This window comes from Pseudomonas sp. GM21 (genome assembly GCF_000282215.1).
Classification (GTDB): domain Bacteria; phylum Pseudomonadota; class Gammaproteobacteria; order Pseudomonadales; family Pseudomonadaceae; genus Aquipseudomonas.
Genome location: NZ_AKJS01000080.1, coordinates 111,409 through 129,519, shown reverse-complemented (window position 1 = coordinate 129,519; position 18,111 = coordinate 111,409). Strand labels below are relative to the sequence as shown.

Annotated in this window: 15 protein-coding genes; 7 read left to right on the top strand and 8 right to left on the bottom strand. The window is 59.2% G+C overall.

What is annotated here, in order from left to right; all coding sequences use genetic code 11:
* Positions 1-24: 24 nt before the first annotated feature.
* The 4 genes from PMI22_RS16250 (at position 25) to PMI22_RS16265 (ending at position 3,387) form a co-directional block, all read left to right on the top strand.
* The gene (locus tag PMI22_RS16250) at positions 25-1,050 is read left to right on the top strand and encodes a putative 2-aminoethylphosphonate ABC transporter substrate-binding protein (protein ID WP_007945550.1); all 1,026 of its coding nucleotides are present in this window, start codon (positions 25-27) and stop codon (positions 1,048-1,050) included.
* A gap of 126 nt (positions 1,051-1,176) precedes the next feature.
* On the top strand, positions 1,177-2,310 hold the full coding sequence (locus PMI22_RS16255) for a TIGR03364 family FAD-dependent oxidoreductase (RefSeq protein WP_033049201.1): 1,134 nt from the start codon (positions 1,177-1,179) through the stop codon (positions 2,308-2,310).
* The gene (locus PMI22_RS16260; RefSeq protein WP_007945548.1) at positions 2,310-2,876 is read left to right on the top strand and encodes a phosphonate degradation HD-domain oxygenase; all 567 of its coding nucleotides are present in this window, start codon (positions 2,310-2,312) and stop codon (positions 2,874-2,876) included. The genes PMI22_RS16255 and PMI22_RS16260 overlap by 1 nt, the downstream gene beginning before the upstream one ends.
* Positions 2,877-2,961: 85 nt before the next feature.
* Complete coding sequence (locus PMI22_RS16265; RefSeq protein ID WP_007945547.1) at positions 2,962-3,387, top strand: hypothetical protein; 426 nt, start codon at positions 2,962-2,964, stop codon at positions 3,385-3,387.
* A 341-nt stretch (positions 3,388-3,728) separates the two neighbouring features.
* Here the strand turns inward: PMI22_RS16265 and PMI22_RS16270 are convergent, their stop codons facing one another.
* Together PMI22_RS16270 and PMI22_RS16275 are read right to left on the bottom strand one after the other, a co-directional pair.
* Positions 3,729-5,105, bottom strand: coding sequence for a GTPase/DUF3482 domain-containing protein (locus PMI22_RS16270; protein ID WP_007945546.1), 1,377 nt, complete (start codon positions 5,103-5,105; stop codon positions 3,729-3,731).
* Positions 5,098-6,477, bottom strand: a complete 1,380-nt coding sequence (locus tag PMI22_RS16275; protein WP_007945545.1) for a DUF2868 domain-containing protein — start codon at positions 6,475-6,477, stop codon at positions 5,098-5,100. The genes PMI22_RS16270 and PMI22_RS16275 overlap by 8 nt, the downstream gene beginning before the upstream one ends.
* 85 nt (positions 6,478-6,562) lie before the next feature.
* Between PMI22_RS16275 and PMI22_RS16280 the strand changes: the two genes are divergently transcribed.
* Entirely contained in the window at positions 6,563-7,075 is a 513-nt protein-coding gene (locus PMI22_RS16280; protein ID WP_007945544.1) for a dihydrofolate reductase, read from the top strand.
* 122 nt (positions 7,076-7,197) lie between these two features.
* On the opposite strand, the gene PMI22_RS16285 is transcribed toward PMI22_RS16280, so the two are convergent.
* The gene (locus tag PMI22_RS16285) at positions 7,198-8,589 is read right to left on the bottom strand and encodes an L-cystine transporter (protein WP_007945543.1); all 1,392 of its coding nucleotides are present in this window, start codon (positions 8,587-8,589) and stop codon (positions 7,198-7,200) included.
* Positions 8,590-8,846: 257 nt separating this feature from the next.
* Between PMI22_RS16285 and PMI22_RS16290 the strand changes: the two genes are divergently transcribed.
* Complete coding sequence (locus PMI22_RS16290) at positions 8,847-9,902, top strand: hypothetical protein (protein ID WP_007945542.1); 1,056 nt, start codon at positions 8,847-8,849, stop codon at positions 9,900-9,902.
* Between the two features lie 157 nt (positions 9,903-10,059).
* Here the strand turns inward: PMI22_RS16290 and ilvD are convergent, their stop codons facing one another.
* The 5 genes from ilvD to PMI22_RS16315 all read right to left on the bottom strand — a co-directional run bounded on the left by ilvD (position 10,060) and on the right by PMI22_RS16315 (position 17,038).
* Positions 10,060-11,901 carry a dihydroxy-acid dehydratase gene (gene ilvD, locus PMI22_RS16295; RefSeq protein ID WP_007945541.1) on the bottom strand — a complete coding sequence of 614 codons (1,842 nt, stop codon included), beginning with the start codon at positions 11,899-11,901 and terminating at the stop codon, positions 10,060-10,062.
* 258 nt (positions 11,902-12,159) lie between these two features.
* Positions 12,160-13,371 (bottom strand): multidrug effflux MFS transporter, encoded by a 1,212-nt coding sequence (locus PMI22_RS16300; protein ID WP_007945539.1) that lies wholly within the window; start codon positions 13,369-13,371, stop codon positions 12,160-12,162.
* Positions 13,364-14,341: a diiron oxygenase gene (locus tag PMI22_RS16305; RefSeq protein ID WP_007945537.1), complete on the bottom strand. Its 978-nt coding sequence runs from the start codon at positions 14,339-14,341 to the stop codon at positions 13,364-13,366. Before PMI22_RS16305 ends, PMI22_RS16300 begins: the two co-directional genes overlap by 8 nt.
* Positions 14,338-15,417, bottom strand: coding sequence for a SagB family peptide dehydrogenase (locus PMI22_RS16310; protein WP_007945536.1), 1,080 nt, complete (start codon positions 15,415-15,417; stop codon positions 14,338-14,340). The genes PMI22_RS16305 and PMI22_RS16310 overlap by 4 nt, the downstream gene beginning before the upstream one ends.
* A 424-nt stretch (positions 15,418-15,841) precedes the next feature.
* Entirely contained in the window at positions 15,842-17,038 is a 1,197-nt protein-coding gene (locus PMI22_RS16315; RefSeq protein ID WP_007945535.1) for a class I SAM-dependent rRNA methyltransferase, read from the bottom strand.
* A 230-nt stretch (positions 17,039-17,268) separates the two neighbouring features.
* Between PMI22_RS16315 and PMI22_RS16320 the strand changes: the two genes are divergently transcribed.
* Entirely contained in the window at positions 17,269-18,084 is an 816-nt protein-coding gene (locus PMI22_RS16320; protein ID WP_177323427.1) for an HDOD domain-containing protein, read from the top strand.
* Positions 18,085-18,111 lie beyond the last annotated feature (27 nt).

Here is an 18,111-nt window from a genome sequence, read left to right as displayed (position 1 = left end):
TCAACTCAAAAACAGGAAAAGATCATGTTCAAGCCTATGGCCCTGGCCGCTGCTGTCCTCACTGCTTTCAGCCTGAACGCCTTTGCGGCGCCAACCGAGTTGACGGTGTACACCGCCCTCGAAGCCGAACAACTGAAGACCTACAAAGAAGCCTTCGAAAAGGCCAACCCGGACGTCGAGATCAAGTGGGTGCGCGATTCCACCGGCATCATCACCGCCAAACTGCTGGCCGAAAAAGCCCGCCCGCAAGCCGACGCCGTCTGGGGCCTGGCCGCTTCGAGCCTGGCGATTCTCGACCAGCAAGGCATGCTGCAAAGTTACGCGCCGAAGGACCTCGGTAAAATCGGTGGCAACTACCGCGACCCCGCCAATCCGCCAGCCTGGGTCGGCATGGACGTCTGGGCCGCGACCATTTGCTTCAACACCGTCGAAGCTGAGAAGCAGGGCCTGACTAAACCGGTCAGCTGGCAGGACCTGACCAAGCCTGAGTACAAAGGCAAGATCGTCATGCCCAACCCGGCTTCGTCCGGCACCGGTTTCCTCGATGTCAGCGCCTGGCTGCAAACCTTCGGCGAGCAGCAGGGCTGGGCGTACATGGACGGTCTGCACCAGAACATCGGCCAGTACGTTCACTCCGGCTCCAAGCCTTGCAAACTGGCGGCTGCTGGCGAATTCCCGATCGGTATTTCCTTTGAATACCCGGCCGTTCAGTTGAAGCGCCAGGGCGCGCCGCTGGACATCATCCTGCCGAAAGAAGGCCTGGGCTGGGAGATCGAAGCGACTGCCGTGATCAAGGGCACGCCGCATGAAGACGCGGCGAAGAAACTCGCTGACTTCTCGGCAAGCCCGGCGGCGATGGAGTTGTACAAAGAGAACTTCGCTGTGCTGGCTCAGCCAGGTATCGCCAAACCGCAGACCGAATTGCCGGCTGACTATGAGCAGCGCTTGATCAAGAACGACTTCGCCTGGGCCTCGAAAAACCGCGACGAGATCCTGACCGAATGGCGCAAGCGCTATGACGGCAAGTCCGAGAAAGTGGCTGCCAAGTAACTGACACCGATCGTTCCCACGCTCCGCGTGGGAATGCAGCCATGGACGCTCTGCGTCCACTGTGACGCAGAGCGTCACGGGAATCATGCCCACGCGGAGCGTGGGAACGATCATTGGGGTAACTTCATGACACAACACAACGACATGCTGATCGTCGGCGCCGGCATCCTCGGCCTGTCCCACGCTTACGCCGCCGCCCGACGCGGTCTCAACGTCACGGTTTTCGAACGCAGCGAAACGCCCCTGGGCGCCTCGGTGCGCAACTTCGGTCAGGCGCTCGTTACTGGTCAGCCGCCGGGCCCGATGCTCGAACTGGCCAAGGCTAGCCGTGAGATCTGGGGCCAATGGGCGCAACTCGCCGGCCTGCAACTCAAGCGCAACGGTTCGTACCTGTTCGCTCGCACCGAAGCGGAAGAACATCTGCTTGAGGCGTTTTGCGCCGGCCGCGCTGTGGAACACGGTTACCGCGTCGAGCTGCTGCGCGGTGCTGCATTGCGTGATCTGTACGGCGGCCAGTTCAGCCATCACCGCGCTGCATTGCACGGGATGGACGATCAGCAACTGTATTCCCGCGAGGCGATTGCGGCGTTGATCGACTACCTGCGCCGCGAACTCGGCGTCACTTTTCACTTTTCGACGCTGGTCCGCGACGTCGAGCCGGGCCGCTTGCACAGCACTGCCGGCACCTTCAGCGCCGAGCAGATCATCGTGTGCTCCGGCCACGATTATCAGACGTTGCTGGCCGAGCCGATTGCCGCGCTCAACCCGCAAATCTGCCGCCTGCAAATGCTCCGCGCCCGCCCCCAGATCAACCTCAATCTGCAACATGCGTTGCTCACCGGTTTGAGTTGCGTGCACTACGGCGCCTTTGCCGATCTGCCGGAAGCGGCGGCGGTGCAGGCGCAGATTCTGCGAGACGAGCCGCATCTGCATGACAACGGTATTCACTTGCTGATCAGCCCGACACCCTATGGCGAATTGATCATCGGCGACTCTCACCACTACGGCAGCGATCCCTCGCCGTTCAACGCCGAGCAAGTGGACGACTGGATGATTGAATTGGCCGAGCAGACGTTGGGCTGCAAGGTGCAAGTGGTTGAGCGCTGGCAGGGTGTTTATGGATCACGGGGGCCGGGGCCATTCTCCTTACTGCGACCGATGCCGGGTGTGAGCGTTGTACTGATGCACACTGGCGTCGGCATGAGCGTCGGACCGGCGATGGCTGAACGCAATGTGGCGACTTTGTTGGGAGAGCGTTGATGGGCAACCCCGCACAGGTGATCGCCGAGGTGTTCGGTCTGTATGAACGCTTTGGCGACAGCGACTACATCGGCGAGCCGGTGTCACAGGTCGAACATATGTCCCAAGCCGCGCAACGGGCGATGGCCGAAGGCTTCGACGATGAAGTGGTGCTGGCCGCGTTCTTCCATGACATCGGGCACATCTGCGAAGAAAGCGCCGAGAATATGGGCGGCTTCGGCGTGGTCAGCCACGAACGGCTGGGCGCCGACTACTTGCGCCGCGCTGGGTTCAGCGAGCGCATGGCTCGACTGGTGGAATACCACGTGCAGGCCAAGCGTTATCTGACGTTGAAGGAACCCGGGTACTACGCACGATTGAGCGAAGCCAGCCGGCGCACGCTGGAATATCAGGGCGGCGTTATGAATGCTGCCGAGGCTGAAGCCTTCGAGCAGGATCCTCTGTGTGAGGTCAGTTTGCGCATGCGTCAGTGGGATGAGTTGGCCAAGGAAACGCACGTGCCGCTCACTGATCTCGACATCTTGAAGCGCAAGGCTGCGGGTCTGTTGTCCCGCGAAGTGTGTTGACTTGCCCCACGTGCGATAGCGAATTGGGGGTATGGACCGTAGAGTCGATCAGGTCCAGGCTGAACTTTTCGACAGGAGCGCATGGATGCGTTATCTCAAAGTCATCGCACAGGATCAAAGCGGTCAAGGCCAGCCGGATACCTTGCACGTCCACTTTTATGAAGATGAACAGCTACAGCGCGAAGCCACGCAAGCGGACCTGCACAGGTTGAAGCGATTGGGCACAACCTATTTGAAATGTGCCTGGTACAACGCTGGCGAAAGCGAGGTGCGGCATTTGCGCATCTTCTCGCAAAACCCCAGCGCCGATGGCACCCCCGAAACGGTGAGGCTGCACTTCCATGAAGGGGCGCAAATTGCCTATAAAGCGGCTGTTCACGACCTTGATAACGACGGGGTGTACTCGGTGGTGTTGAGTACAGACGTGGACAACGATGGCCGGGCGAATCGCACGGATCGAAGCCGGGTCAGTGCATTGGTGCGCGAGTTTTTGAAAGTTGGCTGGTGGTGATCGGGCTTTAGACCGAATGAAGGCCATCGCGGGCAAGCCCTAATGCCGATCAGTTAAGCCATAACACTGTACGTAGCAGCTGGCGAAGCCTGCGTTCGGCTCGGGCCGCGTTCGGACGCAGCAGTCGTGAAATCAGGCGATGCGGTGTTTCAGGAAGACCGCAAACTCAGGTTTTACGACTGCTACGCAGCCGAACGCAGGCTTCGCCAGCTGCTACAAAGTGCGGTTTGGCTTAACTGACTGGCATTAGGGCAAGCCCGCTCCCACAAGTTCACCGTTGCCCTTGTGGGAGCGGGCTTGCCCGCGAAGGGATCAGCAGGATCACCGCAAAGCCTCAAGCTCTACAACTGCTGCGCCAACACCTCAATCTGCTCCTGCCTTTCCCCCTGATTCAGCTTTGACTGCGGGTTGAGCGAGGACCACTGCGGATGCGCCCGAGCCTTGTTCAGGGCTTCGGGCAACTTGCCTTCGCGCCAGGTCTTGTCCTGCGGCGTGGCGACCTGAATGCTGTCCATTGCCGCGTGCCCGCGCGCGTTCAGCGCCTGGAGCAGTTGGCGCTGACGCAATGCCAACAGTCTCAGCACGCTGTCATCGATGGTCAGCTCTCGTTGGCCTTTGATCTTGCCCATTAACCGACTGCCATAGCTGCGCGCGGTTTGCAGTGCGCCGCCGGCAATCGCGCCGGCCAATGCTGCCGCACCGAGGGTCAGACCGCCCACCAGCAAGTCGACTCCGGCCCCGGCTGCTGCGCCGGCGGCGATCCCGCTGCCGACCCGCACACCGAGCTGCTTCAGGGTTTCCGGGTTGAACAGATCATCGCCCCAACGACCATCGAGCAGCGGCAGATCACTGGCCGCTGCATCTTGCGGGCGAAACGCGTAAAGCTTGAGCAGCGCCTCAACACAACGCTGTTCGCGCTGGCGCACGGCTTTGTGCAGTTCGCTGATGGCGTGCTGTTCCTGCTCCGCATCGCTGGCCACGCTGCGCCGGCAGGCGGCGCAATCAATCAGCAACTCGGCAATCAGCCGCCCCGCGCTTTGCTGACGGCCCAGGCGCTGAGCCTGTTGATCGGCGATCAATCGCTCAAGCTGTTCACGGGAGTTTTCCAGCAACAGGGCCAGGCTTTCATAGAGGCGACGTTCGCCATCTTCCGGCGGGGCGACGCTGTCGAAACGCACGAGGGCATGCAAGCCCAGACGCGCCAACGCTTCGCGCCAATCCGGTTCGCGGTGGTTGGCGCTGCTGACGAAATTCAGCACCGGCAGCAGCGGCTTGCCGCAACTGGCCAGCACTTCCAGTTCGTCGCGGTACTTGGCCAGCACCGGTTCGCGGGCATCGATCACGTAGAGGCCGGCGTCGCAGGTGAGCAGTTGCCGCAACACTTTGGCTTCCTGCTCAAAGCGCTGCCGGGCTTCACTGCCCTCAAGGAATCTGGCCAGGCGTGCCGGGCCGTCGAGGCGCTCGCCCGGACGCTCCAGGCGTTCGAGGTAGTCGAGCAGGGCGATGGCGTCTTCCAGGCCGGGCGTGTCATAGAGGTCGAGCAACGGCTCGCCATCCACCGACAAGCGCGCGCCTTCGACGTGGCGCGTGGTGCTGGGGCGATGGGACACTTCGCCGAAACCGACATCACGGGTCAACGTGCGCAGCAATGAAGTTTTGCCGACGTTGGTGTGGCCGACCACGGCCAGCTTCAACGGTGCCTTCCAGGCATTAGTCATGACCGCTCTCCAGCCAGTTCAGCGGTGCGCAATCGGCGAACGGCAGCTCCAGGTTTTGCAGCGCTATATGCCAGTCGCCCAGCCGTTCGGCATCCAGCGCTTCGCCAGGTGGTGCTTGCAACAGCCAGACGCGGGTGGCCGCTGCATTGCGCGCCAGTTCGGCGATCAGCGCCAGGCTGCCACGGTCCGGCGAGCGACGTGGGTCGCAAGCGATGGCCAGGCGCGCGGGTGGAAAGCGGCTCAATTGTTCGAGGAGTCGATTGCGCGATTCACGGCTGTCGAGAACGCCGGCGTTGCCCACGGTTTTCGGCAGTTGCGGCGGCCATGGGCGTTGGTCATCCAGCTCGATGGCGACCAGCAGGGCACCGTCGCTTTGCTGATCAGTGACACCGCGTTCCACACGATGGAGTTTCTCCGGTGCTGCATCGTTGATACCCAGGCGTTCGCTAGTGGGCATCAATCGTTCGCGCAGTTGCGCATAGCCGGGCAAGTTCAGGTCCAGATGCAATTTCGCTTGGCCGATTTTCCAGCGCCACCGGCAAAACAGCATCAGCAGCAGACGCGGCAGCACTCCGTAGATCAGCAGGACACCCACCAGCCAGGCAGCCCAGGCCTGACGGGCACTTTCGATGTTCAGCGCAGCGTCGCCGCTGGCGCGGATCATCTCCACGGTGGGTACGCTGAAGCCGATCAGGGCCGGCAGCGCGCCGAGGGCCTGAGTCATGGCGACGAAGGTGTCAGCGCTCAAAATAGTGGTTTCCCAGACGAAGCCGTAGCGCCGGGTGGCCATCAACGTCAGCAGAATCGCCAGGGCGCTGAGCATTGCCAGCAGCCACAGGCCGTTGACCAACGTGCCGATGGCCCAGCGATTGAGTTTCTGTCGTTGTAGCAACAACAGCAGGGCCGGGGCGAGTTGTGCGGCTTTGGCATCGCGGGCGAGTTTTTCGCTGAGCCACAACCATAAGCGCCCGAGGGTGGCGCCCTGTTCGCCGGCGAAGAGCAGGCCCAGCGCCCAGCTCAGCAACAGAATCAGGTTCAGCCCGAGCAGGCTGCCCAAGGCCCAGAACACGTTCACCGGGAACTGTCCGTCGCCCATCGCGGCAAAGGCCAGACCGGCGCCGCTGACCACCGCCAGCACTGCCAGCACGATCAGCGCCAACCGCGCGCCTTGCAGCCAGTGCTGGAGGGCGCTGGCCAAACCATCGCGTTCGGCCAGCCAAATGGCCCGACGTTGAATCCGTGTCGGCAGGTCACCGCCGGCGCTGCGGGCCAGTCGGTTGGCTTCCAGATCTTCCAGGGGGCCGGCGTGTTCTTCACGCAGGCGTACGGTTTCGGTCAGCCAGAGGTTTTGCAATCCAGTCAGTTCAGTCACGCGCCATCCCGTCGCTCCATTGAGCTGTGAGCATAACCGCTGTGGCGCTTATCGGGGTACGGATGGCTCTGGTATCCTCGTCGGCATGACTAAATCACTCCCCCTCAGCCTGATCGCAGCCCTCGGTGAAAACCGCGTGATCGGCGTCGACAACAGCATGCCCTGGCACTTGCCGGGGGACTTCAAATACTTCAAGGCCACCACCCTCGGCAAGCCGATCATCATGGGTCGCAACACCTGGGATTCCCTCGGACGACCGCTGCCGGGGCGGTTGAACATCGTGGTCAGCCGTCAGCTCGATCTGGTGCTGGAAGGCGCGGAAGTCTATCCGTCGCTGGAGGCCGCCGTGGTTCGCGCCGAAGCCTGGGCAAAAGAGCAGGGCGTCGATGAACTGATGCTGATTGGCGGCGCGCAGTTGTATGCGCAGGGGATGGCTCAGGCGGACCGGTTGTACCTGACGCGCGTGGCGCTGAGCCCGGAGGGGGATGCGTGGTTTCCGGAGTTTGATTTGAACCAGTGGAAACTGGTGTCGAATGTGGCGAATCCGGCTGAAGGCGATAAGCCGGCGTACAATTTCGAAGTCTGGGAAAAAGCCTAAAAGCATCGCCAGCAGGCTGGCTCCCACAGTGAGTTTGAGGTGAAACACAGATTGTGTAATCCCCCAAATCCCCTGTGGGAGCCAGCCTGCTGGCGATGAGGCCAGATCAGACGCTAAAGAATTTAAGCGTGAACCAACTCCGAATGCTCATCCGCACCCAGAAGTTCTTTATCCGTCTGCTGCATGATCTGGCTGGTAATCGCCCCGGCCGTCATCGAACCACTGACGTTCAGCGCCGTACGCCCCATATCAATCAGCGGCTCAACCGAAATCAGCAACGCCACCAGTGAAACCGGTAAGCCCATGGCCGGTAGCACGATCAACGCGGCAAACGTCGCGCCACCGCCCACGCCTGCTACACCGGCCGAGCTCAGCGTCACAATCGCCACCAGCGTTGCAATCCACAGCGGGTCCATCGGGTTGATACCCACGGTCGGCGCCACCATCACCGCCAACATCGCCGGGTACAGGCCCGCACAGCCATTCTGGCCAATGGTTGCGCCGAACGATGCGGCGAAACTGGCGATGGACTGAGGGATGCCCAAACGGCTGGTCTGCGCTTCGATGCTCAGCGGAATCGTCGCGGCGCTGGAGCGGCTGGTGAAGGCAAACGTCAGCACCGGCCAGACCTTGCGGAAGAACCGCAGCGGGTTGATCCCGGCCGCCGACACCAACACGCCGTGAACCACAAACATCAGGCCCAGACCGAGGTAGGACACCACCACAAAACTGCCGAGCTTGATGATGTCCTGGAGGTTGGAGCCGGCGACCACTTTGGTCATCAGCGCCAGTACACCGTACGGGGTGAGTTTCATCACCAGGCGCACCAGACGCATCACCCAGGCTTGCAGGGTGTCGATGGCGTTGATCACTTTCTGACCTTTCTCGACGTCATCCTTCAGCAATTGCAGCGCAGCGACTCCGAGGAACGCTGCAAAAATAACCACGCTGATGATTGAGGTCGGCTTGGCGCGAGCCAGATCGGCAAACGGGTTTTGCGGAATGAATGAGAGCAGCAGTTGCGGCACGTTGAGGTCGGCGACCTTGCCGGCATAGTCGGACTGGATGGTTTGCAGGCGCGCCAGTTCCTGAGTGCCGGCCACCAGGCCTTCAGCGGTCAAGCCAAACAGGTTGGTCAAACCGATGCCGATCAACGCCGCCAGGGTGGTGGTGAACAGCAGTGTGCCGATGGTCAGGAAGCTGATCTTGCCCAGGGACGACGCGTTGTGCAGGCGGGCCACGGCGCTGAGGATCGAGGCGAACACCAGTGGAATCACGATCATTTGCAGCAACTGCACGTAACCGTTGCCCACCAGATCGAACCAGCTGATCGAGGCTTTCAATACCGGATTGCCGGTGCCGTAAACGGTGTGGAGCGCCACACCAAACACCACGCCCAGCACCAGCGCGAGCAGGACTTTTTTCGCCAGGCTCCAGGTGGAGTGACGGGTTTGTGCCAGGCCAAACAGCAGGGCAAGGAACACCAGCAGATTGAGGATCAGCGGCAGATTCATAAACACTCCGATCAGACATGTGCCAGCTACCTTCCGGGGCAGCCGCGAGCCGGCAAGCCTAACAGCTTGATATCTAATGAATTAATATCAAAAACAGAGGGTGTCTGTCGTTTTTGGAATAAGCCGGTGTCGCTGTCAGGGATGCAGTTGGCGTGATGGGTACGGTAGCGGTCGCTGGCAGACGAGGAGTGTCACACTTATTTGTTAGCGTGGATGTCTTCCAAATTCAGGGACGTTTAATAAGGAGAAGCATGTCGATGAAATTAGTACCGAAATTACTGGCTGCCGCACTTTGCCTGGGCCTTGCCGGCCAGGTATTCGCCACCGACTTGAAACACTGGCCGGCCGATCAGGCCAAGGCGCTGGACGCAATGATTGCCGCCAACGCCAACAAAGGTAACTACGCGGTGTTCGACATGGACAACACCAGTTACCGCTACGACCTGGAAGAGTCGTTGCTGCCGTTCATGGAAAACAAGGGCCTGATCACCCGCGACAAACTCGACCCCTCTCTGAAACTGATTCCGTTCAAAGACACCGCCGACCACAAGGAAAGTCTGTTCAGCTACTACTACCGCCTCTGCGAACTCGACGACATGGTGTGCTACCCCTGGGTCGCCCAAGTGTTCTCCGGCTTCACGCTCAAGGAACTCAAAGGTTATGTCGAAGAATTGATGGCGTCCGGCAAGCCAGTGCCCACCACTTATTACGAAGGCGACGTCGTCAAAAAACTCGACGTTAACCCGCCGAAAGTCTTCACCGGCCAGACCGAGTTGTACAACAAACTGATGGAGAACGGCATCGAGGTCTACGTGATGACCGCCGCCTCTGAAGAGTTGGTGCGTATGGTCGCCTCCGATCCCAAGTACGGCTACAACGTCAAACCACAGAACGTCATCGGCGTAAGCCTGTTGCTCAAGGACCAGAAGTCCGGCGAACTGACCACCGCGCGCAAGCAGATCACTGCGGGCAAGTATGACGAGAAGGCTAACCTTGGCCTCGAATTGACCCCGTACCTGTGGACCCCGGCGACCTGGATGGCTGGTAAACAAGCGGCAATCCTGACCTACATCGATCAGTGGAAAAAACCGGTGCTGGTCGGTGGCGACACCCCGAGCAGCGACGGCTACATGCTGTTCCACAGCGTTGACGTGAAGAAGGGCGGCATCCACTTGTGGGTCAACCGCAAAGACAAATACATGACTCAGATTAACGGCATGATGGCCAAGAACGCTGCGGCCCAGGCCCAGGAAGGGCTGGAAGTCACGGCGGACAAGAACTGGGTGATCGTCAAGCCGGAAGAGATTCAGTAAGCACTGAAGCTGATCGTTCCCTCGCTCTGCGTGGGAATGCAGCCCGCGACGCTCCGCGTCACTGGACGCGAAGCGTCCCTTGAAGCATTCCCACGCGGGAGCGTGGGAACGATCAGCCCCGCACTTGGCGGGGCATTTTTATTTCTGCGATTGACGCTTACAGCCCGTCGAGCATCGCCTTGTTACGCACCGCACCCTTGTCGGCGCTGGTCGCCAGCAGGGCGTAGGCTTTCAGTGCGGTGGTCACCTTGCGTGGACGTTTTTCCACGGGCTTCCAGCCTTTCTGATCCTGCTCGGCACGGCGCCCAGCCATTTCTTCGTCGCTGATCAACAGGTTGATCGAGCGGTTCGGAATGTCGATCAGCACTTTGTCGCCGTCCTGCACCAGACCAATTGCGCCGCCAGCCGCTGCTTCTGGCGAAGCGTGGCCGATGGACAAGCCCGAGGTGCCGCCGGAGAAACGGCCGTCGGTGAGCAGGGCGCAGGCTTTGCCCAGGCCTTTGGATTTCAGGTAGGACGTCGGGTACAGCATTTCCTGCATGCCCGGGCCGCCTTTCGGGCCTTCGTAACGAATGATCACGATGTCGCCGGCCTTCACTTCGTCAGCAAGGATGCCGCGCACGGCGCTGTCCTGACTTTCGAAGATCTTCGCGTTGCCTTCGAAGACGTGGATCGATTCGTCGACGCCCGCGGTTTTCACCACACAGCCATCCAGCGCGATGTTGCCGTAGAGAACGGCCAGGCCGCCTTCTTTCGAGTAAGCGTGCTCGACACTGCGGATGCAGCCGTTTTCACGGTCGTCGTCCAGGGTTTCCCAACGGGTCGACTGGCTGAACGCGGTTTGCGTCGGAATGCCTGCCGGGCCGGCCTTGAAGAAGTGATGCACGGCTTCGTCGTCGGTCTGGGTGATGTCCCACTTGGCGATGCCCTCGGCCAGCGTCTTGCTGTGCACAGTCGGCAGGTCGGTGTGCAGCAGGCCGCCACGGGCCAGCGAGCCGAGGATGCTGAAGATCCCGCCGGCACGGTGCACGTCTTCCATGTGGTACTTCTGGATGTTCGGCGCGACTTTGCACAGTTGCGGTACGTGACGGGACAGACGGTCGATGTCGCGCAGGTCGAAATCGATCTCGGCTTCCTGGGCCGCGGCCAGCAAGTGCAGGATGGTGTTGGTGGAGCCGCCCATGGCAATGTCCAGCGTCATGGCGTTTTCGAACGCCTTGAAGTTGGCAATGTTGCGCGGCAGTACCGACTCGTCGTTTTCGCCGTAGTAACGCTTGCACAGCTCGACAATGGTGCGCCCGGCTTGCAGGAACAATTGCTCGCGGTCGCTGTGGGTGGCCAGGGTCGAACCGTTGCCCGGCAATGCCAGGCCCAGGGCCTCGACCAGGCAGTTCATCGAGTTGGCGGTGAACATGCCGGAGCACGAACCGCACGTCGGGCACGCGCTGCGCTCGTACTCAGCAACTTTCTCGTCAGAAGCGCTGGAGTCGGCGGCGATCACCATGGCGTCGACGAGGTCGAGACCGTGGCTGGCCAGTTTGGTCTTGCCGGCTTCCATCGGGCCGCCGGAGACGAAGATCACCGGGATGTTCAGGCGCAGGGACGCCATCAACATGCCAGGGGTGATCTTGTCGCAGTTGGAGATACAGACAATGGCGTCGGCGCAGTGGGCGTTGACCATGTACTCGACGGAGTCGGCGATGATTTCGCGACTCGGCAGCGAATACAGCATGCCGTCGTGGCCCATGGCAATGCCGTCATCCACTGCGATGGTGTTGAATTCTTTGGCAACACCACCGGCGCGTTCGATTTCGCGGGCGACCAGTTGGCCCAGGTCCTTGAGGTGGACGTGGCCCGGTACGAACTGGGTGAACGAGTTGGCAATGGCGATGATCGGCTTTTTGAAGTCGTCATCTTTCATCCCCGTGGCGCGCCACAGTGCGCGGGCACCGGCCATGTTGCGGCCGTGGGTGGATGTTTTCGAGCGGTAATCAGGCATGAAGCACTCCGGGCGGCTAATCAGGTATCAAAAGGGAAGTGAGCTTCTATTGACGTCTGGAACACTCAGAAATGGCCGTGTGTCCGGAAGTTGCCGATAACTTTGCGGGATCGCCGCGCGCTTCAGCTTGAGCTCATAAACCCGCCGGGGGATGACTGGCGATGAATGTCGCGATTCTACACGGCTGGCGTCAGGAGGGAATGCCGGGAAGCGTTGATCCAGTGCAGACGGAGCGTGCGGAATGACGACTGGCACGTTTCACCCGGTACTGAGTGCCTGTTGAGTCTTGTGATTGATCACTGCGTTCACTCCAAGCCCGGCAATGCTCAGTGTCAGAAAGCCCAGAGCCAGAGTCGTGGTCAGGTTTTCGGGCATCAGATTGATTACCGAGCTGGTTACACCGCCGAACATGAAAATCAGCATGCCCCCGACCGAGGTGGAGGCCCCGGCATTTTCCGGGTAGAAACTCATGGCTTTGGAGTTGGCGATTGGCCTGGCAATGGTGGTGCCGATGGTGCAAATCAGCATGGAGATCAACACCGTCGCCGCAGAAAGACCGAACTGGCGATTCAGCCATAGCATCACCCCGCCTGAAACCGCAATCAGGCCCAGGCCGATAATGATCTGGGTGTTGGCTTGCAGGTATCGATGTAGCACGCTGGCTAATACTCCGCCGAATACATAGGCCACGCCATACAGCAACAATGTCCAGGCGAACTCATACGGCGAAAGCGCCAGACGTTCCATGAAAATGATGGGCGAAGTAACGATGAACGAAAAATGACAGGCGAAGCCCAGGGCCGAAATCAACCAGTAGCCCATGAAGCGTACATCCGAACACAGGCGCCAATAAGCACTGAAAAATCCCTTGTGTAGCGCTCTGTGGGCAGACGGGATTTCCTTGATTAGCCGGTAGGCGCCTAGCCAGGCAATAACCGCCAGTGCAATGAATACATAAAAACTGCCTTGCCAGCCAAAGCACGATTGCAGCCAGGTTCCCAGAAGTGGCGAAACTGAAATGAACACTCCGCCAGCCGTCACCATCCAGATCCTGATGCGCTCGCGTTCTCGACCGGCAAAAAGGTCTTGTATCAGCGCCTGTGACAATGAAAATGATCCGCAGCCAATCGCCTGAATCACGCGGAAGAACAAAAACCAGCGGTAGTCGCTGGCGACCATGCAACCAGTCGCTCCAATTGTCGCGATAGCAATGCCTCCCAGCAGCAGCTTCTTGCGGCCCCATCTATCCGACAATGGCCCGACCAGCACCACAGCCAATGCCAGACCGATGACGAACACGCTGACAGACAGGGCAATTGCGGATGGCGAGGTCTGAAAGTAGTCAGCCAGATCGGGAAAGGACGGCAGCACCACATCGAGGGGGAAAACTCCAAGCAGCGTCATGGTCATCAACAGAATGAACATGGCCCGATGTTTTTCACCATGGGCTGTATCGTTTCCTTCATTCATCGAATAGCCCTGCCTTGGTGAAGAGTTGCCGGTTGAAAGGCAGATCGAAGAACCCGGATTTGTTCAGGGCGCTCAGAGTGGCGCTGGCGCCCGAACGGGCGCGTTGCAAGCAGGCTTGTGCGTCCGATAGCCCTTCGATGATGTCCGCGCAGGCTGACTCCCTGAGGCCGACGCTGCGAAAGCTTGCCCGCAGCCAACGCTCATCAACCTCAAAGAACACCCGAATGATCTCTGGCAACAGTCCGGCGCAGAACAGGCGTTGTGCGCTGTTCAGGTGTAGCCATAGATGGTGGAAGACTTCGGAAAAATAGCGACTGTGCCGTGCCTCGTCGGCGAGGTGGTCCCTGAGCATTTCCTGAACGCCGCACACCAACGCGTCACGACAGATGTCGAGCAGATCCTTGGCGATGATCGTCTCGGAAACGAAACCGGTGAGAAACCAGGCCAGTGGCTTGTACCTGTCGGGTGTGCGGTCGAGCAGGGTGTTCAGTCGGGTGATTCGCTGCGGCATGACCGGTCGATCGACCAAGCCGTAGTGAGCTACAACCTGTTCGGCGAGGTTATTGGAAAACAAGGCGTGATACCCCTCGTCGGTGTACAGCTGCAGCGCGGCCTTTTTCATGCGTTGGGGTACGCACACGCCGAGTTCGCCATGGACGATGGTTTCGACAGATCGGTTGACGATGCGGTGTTCGAGCAAGGTGGTGTAGTCGAGGAAATACACCAGATGATTGGCCGACAGGCGATGCGAGATTGCCCGACCGGCTTCTTTGACTGCCGGGTGATTCAGATACGGCAGGAAGGCTGGTGGAAACCAGTGTCGGGTTTCCAGCTGCTGTTCAACATCCTGCGGTAATACATAGGTGTGCCTGCTGGTTCGCACGGCGGCCCGGTTATCCCAGTCGCCGAGGGTGAAACGCTCGGCCCAGCTGGCGGGAAGCGATGACTGGTCAATCAGTGGACCGGTCATGGTTGCGAGTCCTGAGGGCTCAGCAGCGCTTTGAGCTCCTTGCACATCACGTCGCCGTTGCTCTTGCCGCAACCGACAAAAAACAAAGGCTGTTCTGCGCTGTCATTGAGACCCAGCAGCGTTTCGACCTGATCGTCCGTCAGCGCACCGGTCAGCCAGGTGTTCAATCCGAGTGAGGTGGCCACCAACTGGAAGGTCTGGGAAATATGCCCGGCTTCAACGTAGGCCATTCGATAGGCGCGCGAGTGTTCATACTTCCACCACAGCTTGTCGAATCGACTAGTGATGAACAGCCCGACTGGCAAGTTATTGATGAAGTGTTGCCCGCACAGCAGTTGCCCCAACGGCCTGCTTGGCAGTGGGTTGACGAAGCTCAACGCATGTTCGGTGGGATGGTAGGCATAGAACCCGGGTTTCAGGCCGCTGACATTTTGTACAAGAAGGAACCCCTCACAGGCGTTCAACCCACCCCCGGATGGACTGGTACGCCGGGCGCCAAGTCCTTCGGCAACGCTTTCATCGACGTCATCTTCCCGTTCTCGCAAGTAGCCCAGGGACAAGTAGAGCAGTGTGCTGACCCCTTCAAGTGAGAGGGAATCCCCGGTGAAGGTTCGGCAGGTTTTCCGGTTGATCAGGGTATTTGCCAGAGAGCCTTGCGGCAGGCATGCAGGTTTCGGCAGCGTAATCAGTTCGCCTGCCAGGCTTTCCGCCAGTCGCGTGTCCGGGGTCGTTGTGGCCAGGACTTCGCTGCAATGGTTCAGATACTCTCTGGACCATTCATGAATATCTTGCGGGGTATGTTGGCAGGGGATGTTCTTGGTGCCGATATGGAATATTTTCGACAGGTCATCCCAGCCCCACTCAATTATAGGAGGTGTATATGTGGTGAGTATTCCTGCTTCAAGAAGTTGTATATCTATGCTGTTTCTATTATTGAATCTGTTCGGTTTGTTGATGAGTTCTGCAAGCCGGGTTGAATGCTCAAGGTCCAGTTCATACTGTTTATGATTTTTGTAATCCCAAACTATTAGACCAGGCGTGCGAGGAAGCATGAAGAGATAAGGGTTTATCTGCATGGTAGGCGGTTCACTCTGGAGTTTTCCATAGAGAACGCTGGGTAGCCGGCACTCCCCAGCGCTTCATTTACTTAGCGGGCTTTGGGTGCAACCAGAAAAGCCAGGTTGGCGATGTTGTTAGCTTCCAGAGTAATTGCTTTCATGTTTGGAACTCCTTTTCGTTGATAGTGAGCGTCACTCCTGTGTGACAACTCAATCATAGTTGCTAATGAGTCCTTATCAAGGAGAGATTGAGTAGGAAAGTTCTAGTAATTTTGTCGGATCAATCGAGGGGCTGAATAAACTTTGTAAGGCATATTCTCTAAAATAAAAAATACAGAGAAATGTCCTGCAAGTCTCAAGGACTGCAAGTGTAGGAAGTTTTGACATTGAATGTCGGATGATAGAACTGGGAGCCGATCGGCTCCCCGTCAAGCCGGCGTGATCAGCTGTTTGGCAGCAGGCGGCAGGTGATGCTTTTGATGTAGCGAGTCTCGGCGATGGCAGGGTGAACCGGGTGGTCCGGGCCTTGAGCGCCACGCTCCAGCAACTGGATATTGCGGTCCAGGTGGCGGGCGCTGGTCAACAGGATATTTTGCAGGTCGTCTTCGGGCAGGTGCATCGAGCACGAAGCGCTCACCAGGATGCCGTCCTTGCTGAGCAGGCGCATGGCTTGCTCATTCAGGCGACGGTAGGCGCCTTCACCGTTCTTCATGTCTTTCTTGCGTTTGATGAATGCCGGAGGGTCGGCCACGATCACGTCGAAACGTTCTTCGCTGGCTTTCAGCTCTTTCAGGGCTTCGAACACGTCGCCTTCGATGCAGGTCATTTTGTCGGCGAAACCGTTCAGCGCGGCGTTACGCTCGACGCCGTCGAGGGCGAACGCGGAAGCGTCGACGCAGAACACTTCACTGGCGCCAAACGCGGCGGCTTGCACACCCCAGCCACCGATATAGCTGTAGAGGTCCAATACGCGTTTGCCTTTGGCATACGGGGCCAGGCGTGCGCGGTTCATGCGGTGGTCGTAGAACCAGCCGGTTTTCTGGCCTTGCATGACGGGTGCTTCGAATTTGACGCCGTTTTCTTCCAGCGCCACCCACTCCGGCACCAGGCCGAACACGGTTTCGACGTAACGGTTGAGGCCTTCGGCATCACGGGCGGCGGAGTCATTCTTGAACAGAATGCCGCTTGGCTTGAGCACTTGGGTCAACGCGGCGATCACGTCTTCTTTATGGGCTTCCATGGTCGCCGAAGCGATCTGCACCACAAGGATGTCACCGAAACGGTCGACCACCAGGCCTGGCAGCAGGTCGGAGTCACCGTAGACGAGGCGATAGAACGGCTTGTCGAACAGGCGATCGCGCAGCGACAGGGCGACGTTGATGCGGTGAACGAGCAACGACTTGTCCAGCGGCAACTTGATGTCGCGCGACAACAGGCGGGCGCAGATCAGGTTGTTCGGGCTCATGGCAACGATGCCCAGCGGCTTGCCACCAGCCGCTTCGAGGATCGCCTGGTCACCGGCCTTGAAACCGTGCAAAGGCGTGGCGGCTACATCGATTTCGTTGCTGTAGACCCACAAGTGGCCGTTTCGCAGGCGACGGTCGGCGTTGGCTTTAAGGCGCAGGCTAGGCAGGGACATGACGTCGCTCCGGAAAAAAGAGCGGGAGTATAGCGTGTTGCGCAAGGCCACGGTTTGGCGGATAGACATGCGGTGACAGCCGTGGGGATGGATGAAACTTCAGCAGATGTGTGGCCCAAGGTGTCGGATCCAACTTTTAGAAGCTAGAATCTGCGCCTGGCCCAGAGTGTGTACCTATGTCCCAAGAGCTGACGACCGAACAGATTCAACAGTCCCTGCAAGGCATCAGCGTGCCCGCCCAGCCGCAAATCATGGTGGATTTGCAGATGGAGCAGTACATGCCCGACCCGGACCTGGAAGTGATCGCGAAGCTGATCTCCCAAGACCCGGGCCTCTCTGGCGCGTTGCTGAAGATCGTCAACTCGCCGTATTACGGCTTGAGCAACAAGATCGCCTCGATCCAGCGTGCGGTGAATCTGCTGGGCAGCCGCTCAATCATCAACCTGATCAACGCGCAGTCGATCAAGGGCGAGATGAATGACGACACCATTGTCACTTTGAACCGTTTCTGGGACACGGCTCAAGACGTGGCGATGACCTGCCTGACCCTGGCCAAGCGCATTGGCGCTCAGGCCGGTGATGAAGCGTACGCCCTGGGGTTGTTCCACGATTGCGGTGTGCCGTTGATGCTTCAGCGTTTCCCCCAATACATGACGGTTCTGGAACAGGCGTATGCTAACGCCAGTGCCGAATGCCGGGTGGTGGACACCGAGAACCGGGCGTTCAATACCAACCATGCCGTGGTGGGATATTACACCGCCAAGTCCTGGCGCCTGCCGGATCATGTGACCGCCGCTATCGCCAATCACCATAACGCGTTGGCGATCTTCAGCGATGAGTCGTCGCGCAATGCCCAGCTCAAGAACCTGCTGGCGATTCTGAAGATGGCCGAACACATTTGTGCGTCCTATCGGGTATTGGGCAACCAGGCCGAAGATCACGAATGGAACAGCATCGGGCATCTGGTGCTCGATTATGTCGGCCTCTCGGACTATGACTTCGAGACGCTCAAGCAAACGATTCGTGACCTTGGCACTCATCGCTGAGCGTTGGATAGCCTGATTCGAGTGCCC